Here is a 13,170-nt window from a genome sequence, read left to right as displayed (position 1 = left end):
TTGATTGAGAAATTGGTCGATCTTCATATTTCATTGATCGGCGTGGATTTTGCGGGGATCAGGCGCGGCCGCGAGCATCCTGTCAAGGATCAGTACTGTGCTGATCATGGTGTCTTCGTCATTGAAAACATGTGTAATTTGAAGGAACTGCTAAATAAAGATGTAATAATGAATACGTACCCTATGCGTTACCAAGGCATGACCGGACTGCCCTGCAGGGTAGTTGCAGAGACGATGTAACTAAAAAGGACCTCTTTCGGGGTCCTTTTTGAATGTCTTATTTAGTTTCCTTATTTTACATTTCCCATTTCGGGTCTGCGTTGAGTGCTCTGGCTACGCCGATGAGGTCGGCTTTGCCTTCACGGAGGAAGAGGTCGGCTTCTTTCTTTGTTGTGATGCCGCCTGCTACGAGGATCGGGGTGAATACGCATTTCTTGACGGCTTCGGACATGTCGGTGAAGAAGCCTGGTTCTGCGTGGCCCGGTCTGAAGATCTGGCAGGTGCCGCCGGAGAGGTTCAGGAGGTCGATGTGTTCTCTTTCGAGGAGTTTGGCTGCTGCGCATGCGTCTTCGATGGTGCTGCCGCCTTCTTTGTAGTCGCAGCCTCCCAAGCGTACGGAGACGATGAAGTTCTTATTGGCTTTGGCTTTGATGCCTCGGATGATTTCGAGGGTAAAGCGGAGGCGGTTGGTGATGGTCTGCGGTCCGTATTCGTCGTCTCTGTGGTTGGTGATCGGCGAGTAGAACTGGTTCAGGAGGTAAGCGTGTGCGCAGTGGATTTCTACGCCGTCATAGCCGGCTTCCTGGACGCGGAGGGCTGCTGCGATGTATTTCTGTTCCAGGTCGTGGATTTCATCGACGGTGAGGGCTCTTGCCTGGTCTCTGGTCCATTTGATGTCAGAGGCGGAGACGAGATCCATGCCTGTGTAGAGTTTGCGTGTATTGGCGCCTGCGTGATTGATCTGCGCGAGGAGGCAGATGTCGGGGCGCACGTTGCGGATGGATTTCACCATGGCTTTCTGTGCGTCGATGACGGAGTCGTCGGCAAAGGAAATCTGGTGCGGGTCTGCTTTGCCCTGTGGATCGACGTAGCTGTGCTCAGTGATGATCATGCCGACGTTCGGGTTTGCTGCGATGGCGCAGTAGTGCTGCGTGATTTTTTCGTTCGGCTTGCCGCCGTCTGAGCTTTCGGTCGCGAGCGGCGGGAACACGAGACGTGTGGAGAGTTTCTTTCCTGCGAGGATAAATGGTTTTTCAATCATGTGAACAGTCCTTTCCGGCTTTTGCCTTCAAAATGAGAATTTACATGAAATATTCCAAAATGTATCTCGTTTATTAGATACATAAACCCAAAAAAAGACGGCAGGATTTCCTGCCGTCTTTATTATACCTTATAATGACCGGTTATAACGAGTTACGGATGAACTCTGACAATCGGCTGATGTTCCTTTCGTTGCGGCGGTAGTATGTCCACTTGCCGAAACGGCGCGATTCCAAAAGACCTGCTCTCTGCATCATATCAAGATAATGTGAGATGGTCGACTGGGAAATCTGAGTCTTTTCGCAGATCGATCCAACACAGACACTTCTGTCAAAACGGTCTCCCTCCGGCACATGGAGTCCCTGGGGTGGAAAGTTATTCTGCGGTTCCTTCAGCCACTTTATGATGTTTAGCCGTATAGGGTTCGATAGAGCCTTGAAGATTTCTAATTCATTCATGTCTTAATTATATATTGAGAATTTATAATCTGTCAATATTTGATTTATAAATACAAATGGGCATATTCGAAAGATTTCTTTATACTGGATTTTACTCGATATTATCGGATAGAAATTTATAGGCATGGCAAAACAAAAATATTTAGAATTATTAAAATTACAATTCACTCGCAACTATAAGTTATTACTTTTTCTCAATAAGCATAAGGAAAAGAGATAGGTGTAGGATGAGATAAAAGCGTATGGGCGGAGAGCGGCAGGTTAAGAAAACCGTAAAACCTCGCGTTGCTCGTGGAGATGATGTTTGCTCCCCCTACGGGGCGAGCTCTGACACCCTTAAACCAAGGCTTCGCCTTGGGGAAAATCAAAACCATTCAATCGGACTTCGTCCGAGGAACTGCACTCCTTTCTGTCACTCCGTGACATCCTTCCTCGCTGAGGCAGGTCTCAAGAGGAATAAAGAAAAAGTTTCAAATCTGATTTGTTTTTGACCTTTCGTACCCCATCCCCTACCATACTCCCTTCCCCATTTGGGAAGGCGAGTATTGGTGGGCTGCTCTGATTCCACTCAAGAGTCAGGACTCTGGAATATCGAGCGGGCGAGTTGTTTTATGTATACTCTTAATTTTTCCCATGTGAAAAGCAGGCAGTTCCCGCTGCCTGCTTTTTTGAAATAGTGTTTCTTCCCGGAAACGCTGTTTCTTCAGGAATTCTTCCTTCCCCGGAATCATTCCATTCTTGTTTTGTTATTCATATCTTCCATAAATCTTTCTCTGACGAGGTCTTCGTCGAATGCGTCGATATACTCTGCGTTCCTGCACAGAAGGCAGTAGAAGGCAACGCCTGAAACGGCACCTACGAGAATTCCTGCCGCAATCCCTAACATGGTTCCTCCCATTTCCACAAAAGTCCGGGCCCTCCCCGCCCTTCTTTTGTACTATCCCCGGTATGAATTACTTCCAGATGATTTTCATCCACTGCGGATAGGCGGTCTTGAGGTGTTCTTCGACGCTCTGGAAGAGGGCATAAATCATCGGGCCGCTTACTTTTTCTTCCGGGCAGAGGATGCTGAGATCGAGGACGAGGTTTCCTTCGTCGTCGAGGTAGTATTTGAATGCTTTATACTGTTTATTGAACTTGTTCATGAGCTCTTCGAGTGCTTTTTCGTTGTTCTTCTTCTTGGCGCTCTGAGCGACAAGGAGACGGACGATGCCGTAGATGCTCTTGTCAAGGATGACGATGATTGGCAGTCTTGCGTTTTCAAGCTGCATGTGCGAGCGGAATACGGCGGTTTCCAATGGATCTTTGGCAATTTCTTCGACGGCGAAGTCTTTGAGTTTTCTCTTATCCAAGTATTCCTAGAAGCTTTCTGCTTTTTTGTTCATTTCGATTCCTTCTTTCTAAATCAATAGAGCTTCCCCGGCGCCATTGCCAGGGCCAAAGCTTTTTCCCTGCATTTACTCTAACCTATCGCAAAATGGAATGAAACTATCCGAAAGTATACTTTTGAAAGGAAATGTGAGGGAAATTTCTAAAAGCAGCAGACTTTTTTGAAAGAACAGCAAGGAAGATACAAGGAAGGATAGCGATTATAAAAATAAAAGAGGATGGGGAGAGAGGAAAAAGACCGTGTAGGGAGAAAAGCTGGGAGGAAAACTGGGAAAGAAATGAAAAACCAGACAACCGCAGAGCGGGGAAAAGAAAGAACCGGACGACCAGCCTGGAGGTTGAGGGAAATCAACCCTAACCGCCACAAAAGGAATATGCTTTACTTATTAACTGCACCCCTTTCGGCCTGTACAGAACAATTGAGTCATTACCGATATTACAGAAGATTCAACTGGTATACAGTCCACTTCCCCCGAAGGTGGCAGCTTCACAAGGAATAAAGAAAGGATTTCCAATCTTATTTGTTTTGGACCTTTCGTACCCCTTCCCCTACCATACTCCCTTCCCCGTCTGGGAAGATCAACACCACTTATTTGCTTCGCAAAGGGAAAAGAAAAACCAAACAACCTCACTCCGCTCGCAGAACCTTTTTAGATTTTAAAACTCAATGAATGATCAACCCTATCCGCCCGGCCTTTTTAGAAACTGCACATTTAAAAACCATACAACCGGCTTGCAGCCCAGGAAATGAACTTCATTCGTCGCCTTCAGCGACACCTTCCTCTACGAGGCAAGGTCAAACACCCTTAAACCTCGCGTTGCTCGTGGAAAACCTTACGACCTCGCTGCGCTCGTAGAAATAAAAATCCCCGCTCAGGACTGGCGAGCGAAGTGAGTTCCCATTTCTCCACGCAAAAAAAGCGCTCCCTTTCGGGAACGCTCTGATTTCCATTGGTGCGCTTGGGGGGATTTGAACCCCCGACACACGGTTTAGGAAACCGCTGCTCTATCCAGCTGAGCTACAAACGCATTAGTATTATTTTACAAAATGATGGTGTCTTTTTCAAGTACGACTAAAACAGATCTTTCAGCTTGGAGAAGATGCCCTTTTTCTTTTCGGGTTTTCTTCTTAAAACAGGCTCTTCTTTCTTCTCTGGCACGGGCTCGCGGCTTGGCGGCGGGGCGGACTGGCCCGGCTTGAAGGGCGGGGGCGCGGTGAAGGTAGGCATCCTTAAGACCGGCGGGGCCATGAAATTTGGTTTCACGACGGGCGGGTGGTAGGATCTGGGCCTGGCTTCGCTTCTTCCGTACGGTACGTAGTGGTACGACTTGGCGGAGGGATCCGGGGTATTTCTCTGAACGATGTACCTGGCTCCATTGAAGTCGATGCCGCGGAGGCGTTCGAGGAGCATGGAGGCCATGACCTGCGGCGAGAAATACGAGAATGGCAGTCTCGGCGCCATGCGGGCGATGGAGGAAAGGAAGGATGTCTTCACTTCGTCCATGGAGTAGTGGAGATCTTTCCGGATTTCATCCATCAGGAGGATCATGCCCTTCTGCGTGGGGAAAAGGTTCTCGTACGGGACGAGGTTGTTTTTGTTTCCCATGCCGGACATGTCCATGAAGAAGACAAGGTACAGGTACGGCAGGGCTTCTTCGTTGTCTTTGATACGCAGGTAGAAATTCGCGACAGTGTAGTACATGTTGCGGAGCTTCGACCATTCGCCGGCCATGATGTAGAGGGAAATTTTCTGCTGGAAGGCGCGGTAAAGGATGTCCCGGGCGGTATATGGTTCACCGCGCTGGGCGAGGGTATTCTGCGATTCGCCGATTTCCCCTTCGGTCAGGCCGTAATTCTCACGGACGTTCAGGACGTAGGCCATGTGATGCCCGATTTCCGCCTTGCCTTCCTTGGTGAGGACGTAAATCTTCGGCACGCCGTGGGCATAGTCGGACTCGGGAATCTGGGAAATGACGCGCCCGGTGAGCTCGGCATGCGAGCCTTCGCCGGAGAGACCGTAACGCTTCAGGAAATCCGAGAGTGCTTTGTCCGGCAGCATGCTGACCGTCTCCTGCGGCCGGCTGTAGCGGATCCAGCCATTCTCATACAAAAGCCCGATCCGGTCATTGGCGTCCTGGCCGTAAATCTTCAGCTTGTACGGCGGTATCTTATGATGCACCGGCTTGCCGTCGAAGTAGTCGAGTATCAAAATGTCCCTGATCGATAAAGCCATCGCAGCGCCTCCTTTCCCATATATTCCGCCTTCCGCGGTCTTTCGTAAACTTTTCCATTCTTAAGTATAATACAGAAGTGATTTTTTGGGAATTGGGAGAAATATATTATTCTATATATATTTCTATTATATAAAGGAAATAGGGAATAAGAGAGGAAATCAGGACTCAGCACATCGCAGTAATACAGCCGTTCTTGCCAATGCGGAACTCGCGATGCTCGTCATTCCTGAGTCCTGATTTTCCTTATATTTCCTTCTCCAGAAATTCCTGTGCTTCGGAGAGGTTCTTGAAAATCCCGTAGGCGATGGGGATGAGGTCATCAGTGACGGGCATGAGGTCAGGAACCATGATCGTTCTCATGCCCACTTTGACGCCGGCGCGAACGCCATTGGGGCTGTCCTCGAAGATGTAGCAGTCCCTGGGATCGACACCAAGGCGGCTGGCCGCCAGAAGAAATACATCCGGCTCGGGCTTGCCATGCTCGACTTCATCGCCCCCTGCAATGGCATCGAAGGCATCACGAAGCCCCGTCTGGTGCAGATTTCCTTCGATCCTTGTAATGCGGCTGCTGCTTCCCATGGCAATTTTATACCCATGCTCGCGGAAGAAATGAAGGATTTCCCTGCAGCCCGGCTTCTCCGGCACATACCGGGCAAAAATCTTATCCACACGGCGGCGGCATTCGTTCTGGATCACTTGTCCGTCAGATACATGGTAGTACTTTTCAATGACGCCATTCATCACGGCACCATTCGTCCCGCAGATTTCATATTTGAAAGAATCCGGAAGCACCAGGCCCATCTCGCCCGCGATCTCATTCCAGATCCTCTGGAAAATAAACTCCGTATCAAAAAGAGTCCCGTCCATATCAAAAATAACAGCTTTTATACTAACGCACCTCCTGCGCTCGATTTTTTAAAAAGACTTTGCTTAACATTCCTTAATTATATAGAAAATGGGGAAAGAATAGAAATAGAGGAATGAAATAATAAGGGAAATTTGATTACAAGTTCGCTTCGATTTGAAAAATCAACGCTCAGGAATGGCGAGCGGAGCGAGACTATAGCTGTCCCCGTCAGGGGAAAGTGGCGCGCATGCGCCGAAAGGGGTTGATTACCAACAGACGAAGTCCGGTTGTGAAGGTTTTGATTTTCCCACGCAAAAAAGCTCTCTTCATAGGGAGCTTTTTTGCGATTTTTATGTTTTTTTTCCTTGCGTTCTGTTTTTTCTTGTTTTATGGTTTTATCTTTTTTCCCTTCACACTCTCGCCGCCATGTGGAAGACGGGGAGGATGACGGAGAATACGACGATGGCGGTCATGCCGCCTACTAATAGGAGCATGGCGGGTTCTAGGATGGCGCGGAAGCGGCTGGCTTTTCTTTCTGCCTCTCTTTCCATGAGGCCGGCGGCTTTCATGAGGAAGTCCGGGAGTTCGCCGCTTTCCATGCCGATCCTTGTAAGCTGGTAGAAGATGGGCAGGGAGAAGCCGCTTTTCTTGAGGCTTTCGGCGAAGTCGTTTCCTTTGGTGACTTCTTCCTTGACGGCTTCGAGGGCTCTTTCTGCTTCGCGGTTTCCTATGGTATCCTTGCAGTCTTCAAGGGCGTCGCCCAGGGTCCTTCCGCTTTCAAGGAAAGCAGAGAGTGTAGCTGCGAAGCGGATGAGGAGGAGGCGTTTGCAGAAGCGGGAGCGGTAGAGGATTTCGTCTATTTTCTCTCTTCCTTTTTCTGTCTTCAAGGAAATACCAAGACCGAGGGCCGAGAGAAGCGGCAGAAGGAAGAGGAAGCGTCCTGTTTCCTGAAGAAATTTCCCGGCGGCCAGAGCAATCCTCGCGCCGGCAGGAAGGGTGATCTGCAGGGAGGCGAAGAGTGTCTCGAAGGTGGGGAGGATGAATGTCAGGATGGTGAGAAGGACGGTCAGTGCGAAGAGGAGGACAAAGCAGGGATAGGCAAGGGCGCTTACCGCTTTTCTTTTGAATTCTGCTTTCTTCCGGTAGTGCTCGGCGATGCGGTCGAGTTCTTCGGGGAGCGTGCCTGTCATTTCTCCGACCTGAATCAAGGCGGTGAAGAAGCGGGGAAAGGCGCCTGATTCATCGAGCGTTTCCCAGAGGGTCCTTCCTTCCATGACAGTCTCGCGGGCGCGTGAGAGGATAGGTTTCTCGTGTTTTTTCGCCTGTTCTTCAAGGAGGGCCAGGGTAGCCGTGATGGTGAGGCCTGCTTTGAGGAGGGCGCTCCATTCGCTGGCAAGGACGGAGAGTGTCTCGTCTCCGGAGAATGGTTTCCTTTTCAGGAAGCTGCGTCTTTCTTTCTTTTCCGATGCTTCTTTTGTCAGGGAGATAATAGAAAAGCCGCGAAGGCGGAGTGCATTTGCAGCATCCCCGCCAGAGCTGGCACCGATGGTGCCTTCTTCCATAGCTCCTTCGGTATTGAAGACTTTGTAGAGGTATGTTTCCATATGTATCTTGTGTCGGCTTTACGCCGGGAATCATTCGAGGGTTTTCAGGAGTTTTTCTCTGTCTTTTTCGGAGATATTCTTCAGGCCGTACGCTGCCTGCTTCAGGGTGCGCATGTTCTGGAGGCCCATTTCCATGTACGACGGGATCTGCTCGTCCTTGCCTTCCCGGATGAGGTGGGAAACGGCGGGGACGTTCGTCAGGATTTCGCGCATGAGGAAGGTTTCCTTGCCCGGCCGGCAGAGGCGCTGCGTGAGGACGTGCTGCAGGCAGGAGGAAAGGATGCTCCGGATTTCGTTTTCCCTCGTGGAAGGAAATGCGTGGATGATGCGCGTGCATGCGTCTTTGGCACGTGTGGTGTGGAGGGTGGCAAAGACGAGGTGGCCTGTCTCGGCCGCGGTCAGGGCAGCTTCGATGGTGGCGGCGTCGCGCATTTCTCCCACAGCGATGATGTCGGGGTCCTCCCTTAGGGACTCGATGACGCCTTCGGCAAAGCTCGGCGTGTCTTCTCCGATTTCCCTCTGGTGGACGAGGGCTTTGTCAGAGGAAATGACGTATTCGACGGGGTCTTCGAGGGTGACGATATGGCAGGGGCGCTTGGCCACGGCTGTCAGGAGAATGTGCGCGAGCGTCGTGCTCTTGCCGCTTCCCGAGGGGCCTGTGATGAGGACAAGGCCGTGCTCAAGGGCAGAGAGTTTGTCCAAGAAAGCCTTGTCGGGGTCGGCAGGGAGTGCGGAGAGCTCGGGCAGGACGCGGATCGCGGCGGCCGGTTTCCCTCCGCTCTTGTAAATATGGAGGCGGAAGCGGGTATTTCCCAGGGAAAAGGCAGTATCGAGCGCGCCTTCTTTTTTGTATGCAGTCATTCTGTCTTCATTGACGTAGGATGTGAAAAGCGCCGTGAAGAAATCTTCTCCAGCCGTCTCGCGAAGCTTTTTCAGCGCGCCGCCTGCGCGGATCATCAGCGGTTCATCCTGCGTGGCGTGCACATCCGTCAGATTCGGATACGTCTGCATGAGTTTTTCTATATCCAATTTGCTCAGTCCTCTCCCGCGATGACCTGGGAGGCTGATCTTGCTGAAATCCAGCCTTTCCGGAGCTCGCGAAGCGCCGCCGCGCCCATATCGGGCTGGCCCTGCGCTCTCATTCTTTCCTGCAGTTTGTCGGCCGAGAAGCCCCCGCGGATGATCTGCCGCTCTTCCCGTCCGATTTCAATCATTTCAAAGGCGCCGATTCGCCCTGCGATGCCGCTCCCATGGCATTCCTCGCAGCCTTCTGCATCCATGACCGTCTCTCCCAGAAATTCCTGCGGGAGGGAAAGGTCGGCGAATTTTTCCTCCGTCAGCGTGACTTTCCTTTTGCAATGCGGGCAGAGGCGCCCGGGGATGCGCTGGGAAATAATCAGGGAGAGCGAATCCGCCAGAAGGTAGGGAGCGATACCCATGTCCATCAAACGGAGCGGCGCGGACGCTGCATTCACCGTGTGAAGCGTCGACAGGACGAGGTGTCCCGTCAGCGCGGCATGTACGGCGATTTCCGCCGTCTCCCTGTCGCGGATTTCCCCGACCATCAGAATATCCGGATCCTGGCGGACGATCGAGCGGAGGCCTTTTTCGAAGGTGAGCCCTGCTTTTTTATTCACCTGGATCTGCGTCACGCCCTCGATCCGGTACTCCACGGGATCCTCGATCGAGATGATATTCACCGAAGGGTCATTCAGGAGCCGGAGCGCCGCATAGAGCGTCGACGTCTTTCCCGAACCGGTCGGCCCGGTCGTGAGAATCATCCCTGCTTTCCTTCTAAGGCACTTCATGAAAAGCTTTTCCTGGACATCCATCATCCCGAGATGGTTATTCTCTATGAAATCTACCTTCCCGGAGAGAATGCGGATGACGATCGTCTCGCCGTAGAGGGAGGGCAGCGTGGAAATGCGGAAATCATAGGAAACGCCGTCCACGGTTTCCGAATACGACCCGTCCTGCGGCAGCCGGCTCTCGGCGATGTCCATGCTCCCGACGACCTTGGCGCGCACGGATATCGGCTTCTTCATCGCAAGCATCATCGTGAAGCGGTCGTACAGAATCCCGTCCCGCCTGAAACGCACGCGGATGAAAGACTCCTGCGGCTCGATATGCACATCACTTACGCGCTCGCGGACCGCCGTGGTAAGGATCCGCCGCAGAGCCGCCTCCGCCGTCGGCGCACGCACTTCTTCCATAAGAACCTCCGGATAAGAATTACCAGAAAACCGAAAGGAAGGAAAATATATAACCAAGGCACAGCTCTAGGAAATCAAGCCTATTCTTAGAAACTGCACCTTTTGAAAACCATACAACCAGGGCACAGCCGTGGAGAAATCAACCCTATCCGCCCCTTTTTAGAAACTGCACCCCTTTCGCCCTTCGGGCACTTCCCTCCGTTGGGGGCAGCTTGCGATGAGAAATGAAAAATCAATGGTTTTGTTTTGAACTTATATAGGCACCTTCCCCGTCTGGGAAGGCGAGTCAAAGAAATTTCCTATATTATAACAAATATTAAGGAAAAAATCGCCGAGGGGCGGTCATGTGCGGATTTCCTCCCTTCTCCTGCGCCTTGAAGCAATTTTGTAAAAATAATTTTACACCCCCTTGCATTTTTGCTTTCCGTTTGTTATTATATTTAAGTCATATGGTTGAGAAAACCTGAGACACAGGGGCATAGCGCAATTGATAGAGCAACGGTCTCCAAAACCGTAGGTTGTGGGTTTGAGTCCCTCTGCCCCTGCCAATTTGGCCCAATAGCTCAGCTGGATAGAGCACTTGACTACGAATCAAGGTGTCGGGAGTTCGAATCTCTCTTGGGTCACCAGCAATGAAGACAGCGGATTCCGCTGTCTTTTTTCGTGCGCAAAAAAGGATTTTTCTTTTTCCTGCATTCCATAAAAAACATGTATGCTGAAAAGCAAGAAATAGGACAATTTCTATCTTATGTCCATGGATTGACCTCTCTATAAAGACTATAATAGATATAGAAAGATAATACCATATAGTACTATTCCATTTTTTATAGAAAGGGGAGGTCAGACTTATGAAAGAGATTCCATCATTTTTCAAAAAGCCGGATCCGATTACGGATATTGCGGATACGAAGGAGTACGACATCGTCGTCATCGGCGCAGGTTCTCCGGGCGTTCCGTGTGCTTTGAAGGCAGCGGAGCTGGGCGCGAAGGTCGCCATTCTCCAGAAGAAAAAGGAAGCGGCTGCGTGCGGAAACTTCGGCGCAGGCATCCTGACGGACAAGAGCGATCCTGTCGACGTGGAAAAGTGCGTTTCCATGCTCGAAGCTGCTTCCGGCCACAGGGCCAAGAGGGAGCTTCTCGATATGTGGGCCAAGAAATCCGGCGAGGCCGTTCTCTGGACGATTGAAAAGGGCAAGGAAGCAGGCGCCCAGGTCGTCGATATGGGAACGAATGCCCATGCAGGACTCCTGAAGAGAACCGGCTGGCATATCGAATTCACGACCTGCGTCTTCGGGCCGAAACCATACGACACCGGCGCTGCCATGAAGGCCATGTGCAAACTGGCTGAGAAGAAGGGCGTCGACATTTTCTACGAAACCCCGGCTGTCATGCTCGATCAGGGCGCAAACGGCAGAGTGACAGGCGTCATCGGCGAGCATGAAGGAAAACACATCCTCTTCAAAGCCAGGAAAGGCGTCGTCGTTGCCACAGGCGACTATGCGAATGATAAGTCCATGATGGACTACTACCTCCCGGATATGACGAACTTCGCCCTGAAGAGAACAGGCAGAAGCGGCGACGGCCACAAGATGATCGTCTGGGCAGGCGGCCGCATGGAAAACGTCGGCCACACCAAGATGGCCCACGACATGGATTCCGGCCCGACCTCCCTTATGAGCGCTCCGTACCTACGCGTGAAACTGAACGGCAAACGCTTCTGCGATGAAACCGTCGGCATGGAACTCATGAACTGCTACCTCACCTTCGCCGAAGACAGCGGCCACTACTGCCAGATCTTCGACTCCCGCTACGTAGACCAGGCCAAGAAAATCGGCATGACCGTCGACGATACCGAATCCCTCAAGAACTGGATGCCGGAAGAAGACTCCGAACACAAAGGCGTCATGAAAGACCTCATCGACACCTACAAAGCAGACACCCTCGAAGAACTCGCCAAAAAGCTCCGCATCAAAGACATCCCTGCTTTCCTTGAAACTGTCAAACACTACAACGAAATGGCCAAAGCAGGAGAAGATACAGAAATGGGCGTCCCGGCAGAAAAACTCTGCCCCGTCGAAGTCGGACCGTTCTACGGCGTACACCGCCACATCCGCTTCACCGTAGGCTGCTCCGGCGTCGTCATCAACGAAAAGATGCAGTGCCTGGATAAAGACGACAACCCGATCCCGGGCCTCTACGCCGCAGGCAACCTCGCCGGCAACTTCTACGGCAGCATCGACTACCCGCTCGACATCTTCGGCCTCAACCTCGGCCATAACTACACCGAAGGCTACGTCATCGCCAAAGAAATCATGGGGAAAGAATAAGTAAGGAAATAAGGAAAAAGATATAAGGTATAAAAAAGAAACCGCTTCGGGTTGAGCGGTTTCTTTTTTGTTGGATTTTTTATTTTCCTTGAAGAGTGGTTGTTGCAATTTTTGAAACAACTGGTTTTTCTAATTTACTACATTAAATTTTTTGCTGAAAAGGGTTACTTACATTGAGTAAAGCGTGGTTTTAAGATTTTCACATCTCTTCCATTTGAACTGTTGCAAAATTTGCAACAGTTGCTTCCTTCGATAGCTCACCCTCATCAAAAATATTTTTCAAATGCCTGCTGATCGTCGATTTGCTGACACCAAACAACTCCGCCATAGCCTTCTGCGATAGCCAGACAGACTCATCCTTGACGATAGCATTGACAGAGACATCCTCATCCGACGAACGATAAACAAGAAAAGAAAAATTGCTTATAAGCCCTCCAGGGAAAGCGCTGATTTTACACGTAACGATTAACCATTTGCTTACATCTTACCATATTCAGGGGAAAGAGCTGGGAATGGATGATTTTCCAAATAAAAAAATCAGGACCCCCATCCGAAAATGAGAGTCCTGCAAAACGTTGCCGTTTTTCCTTGTACAGATATTTTACAAGATTAGAAAAATATATGCAATGGGATAAAATCAGTCAATTAGGATTAGAATATTTCATTGCCCTCAAAACTCATATGAATTGGTTTTATATTGTCATTGCAATCAAATTAAACCTTGAAATTTGAACGAATCATTGCTCCAAAACTATTTTGAGAGTCTACCGTTCCAATAATGGTTCCAATACCATTTAATTTAAGGCTCTTCACGGAAATTTGGGGGATAAATAATTT

At 50.4% G+C, this 13,170-nt stretch carries 11 protein-coding genes and 3 tRNA genes; 4 read left to right on the top strand and 10 right to left on the bottom strand.

The window, feature by feature from the left end:
• Positions 1–240, top strand: a 240-nt coding sequence (locus M3200_RS08160) for a cyclase family protein (RefSeq protein WP_288178236.1), incomplete at its 5' end; no start/stop codon positions are given.
• A gap of 55 nt (positions 241–295) precedes the next feature.
• On the opposite strand, the gene M3200_RS08155 is transcribed toward M3200_RS08160, so the two are convergent.
• The 10 genes from M3200_RS08155 to M3200_RS08110 all read right to left on the bottom strand — a co-directional run bounded on the left by M3200_RS08155 (position 296) and on the right by M3200_RS08110 (position 10,006).
• Entirely contained in the window at positions 296–1,261 is a 966-nt protein-coding gene (locus tag M3200_RS08155) for an NADH:flavin oxidoreductase (protein WP_022383038.1), read from the bottom strand.
• A gap of 142 nt (positions 1,262–1,403) precedes the next feature.
• Positions 1,404–1,718, bottom strand: coding sequence for an ArsR/SmtB family transcription factor (locus tag M3200_RS08150; RefSeq protein ID WP_022383037.1), 315 nt, complete (start codon positions 1,716–1,718; stop codon positions 1,404–1,406).
• 727 nt (positions 1,719–2,445) lie between these two features.
• Positions 2,446–2,604, bottom strand: a complete 159-nt coding sequence (locus M3200_RS08145; RefSeq protein ID WP_022383035.1) for a hypothetical protein — start codon at positions 2,602–2,604, stop codon at positions 2,446–2,448.
• A gap of 67 nt (positions 2,605–2,671) precedes the next feature.
• Positions 2,672–3,070, bottom strand: coding sequence for a YbjN domain-containing protein (locus tag M3200_RS08140; protein WP_022383034.1), 399 nt, complete (start codon positions 3,068–3,070; stop codon positions 2,672–2,674).
• A gap of 989 nt (positions 3,071–4,059) precedes the next feature.
• Positions 4,060–4,136: transfer RNA gene (locus tag M3200_RS08135), tRNA-Arg, on the bottom strand.
• Between the two features lie 44 nt (positions 4,137–4,180).
• Positions 4,181–5,341 (bottom strand): hypothetical protein, encoded by a 1,161-nt coding sequence (locus M3200_RS08130; RefSeq protein WP_022383033.1) that lies wholly within the window; start codon positions 5,339–5,341, stop codon positions 4,181–4,183.
• Between the two features lie 244 nt (positions 5,342–5,585).
• Positions 5,586–6,230: an HAD family hydrolase gene (locus M3200_RS08125; RefSeq protein WP_288178238.1), complete on the bottom strand. Its 645-nt coding sequence runs from the start codon at positions 6,228–6,230 to the stop codon at positions 5,586–5,588.
• Between the two features lie 369 nt (positions 6,231–6,599).
• Positions 6,600–7,793, bottom strand: coding sequence for a type II secretion system F family protein (locus M3200_RS08120; RefSeq protein ID WP_022383031.1), 1,194 nt, complete (start codon positions 7,791–7,793; stop codon positions 6,600–6,602).
• A 30-nt stretch (positions 7,794–7,823) separates the two neighbouring features.
• Positions 7,824–8,822 carry a type IV pilus twitching motility protein PilT gene (locus M3200_RS08115; protein WP_022383030.1) on the bottom strand — a complete coding sequence of 333 codons (999 nt, stop codon included), beginning with the start codon at positions 8,820–8,822 and terminating at the stop codon, positions 7,824–7,826.
• Positions 8,823–8,827: 5 nt separating this feature from the next.
• Complete coding sequence (locus M3200_RS08110) at positions 8,828–10,006, bottom strand: GspE/PulE family protein (RefSeq protein ID WP_022383029.1); 1,179 nt, start codon at positions 10,004–10,006, stop codon at positions 8,828–8,830.
• Positions 10,007–10,478: 472 nt separating this feature from the next.
• Between M3200_RS08110 and M3200_RS08105 the strand changes: the two genes are divergently transcribed.
• The 3 genes from M3200_RS08105 to M3200_RS08095 all read left to right on the top strand — a co-directional run bounded on the left by M3200_RS08105 (position 10,479) and on the right by M3200_RS08095 (position 12,333).
• Positions 10,479–10,554 (top strand) — tRNA-Trp (locus M3200_RS08105).
• Positions 10,555–10,558: 4 nt separating this feature from the next.
• Positions 10,559–10,635 (top strand) — tRNA-Arg (locus M3200_RS08100).
• 219 nt (positions 10,636–10,854) lie between these two features.
• The gene (locus M3200_RS08095) at positions 10,855–12,333 is read left to right on the top strand and encodes an FAD-dependent oxidoreductase (RefSeq protein ID WP_022383028.1); all 1,479 of its coding nucleotides are present in this window, start codon (positions 10,855–10,857) and stop codon (positions 12,331–12,333) included.
• Positions 12,334–13,170: the final 837 nt, after the last annotated feature.

Origin of the sequence: Dialister sp. CAG:357, from assembly GCF_000435155.1 — a bacterium.
Classification (GTDB): Bacteria; Bacillota; Negativicutes; order Veillonellales; family Dialisteraceae; genus Dialister; species Dialister hominis.
The sequence above is the reverse complement of the archived record's forward strand: the minus strand, read 5'-3'. Positions and strand labels throughout refer to the sequence as shown.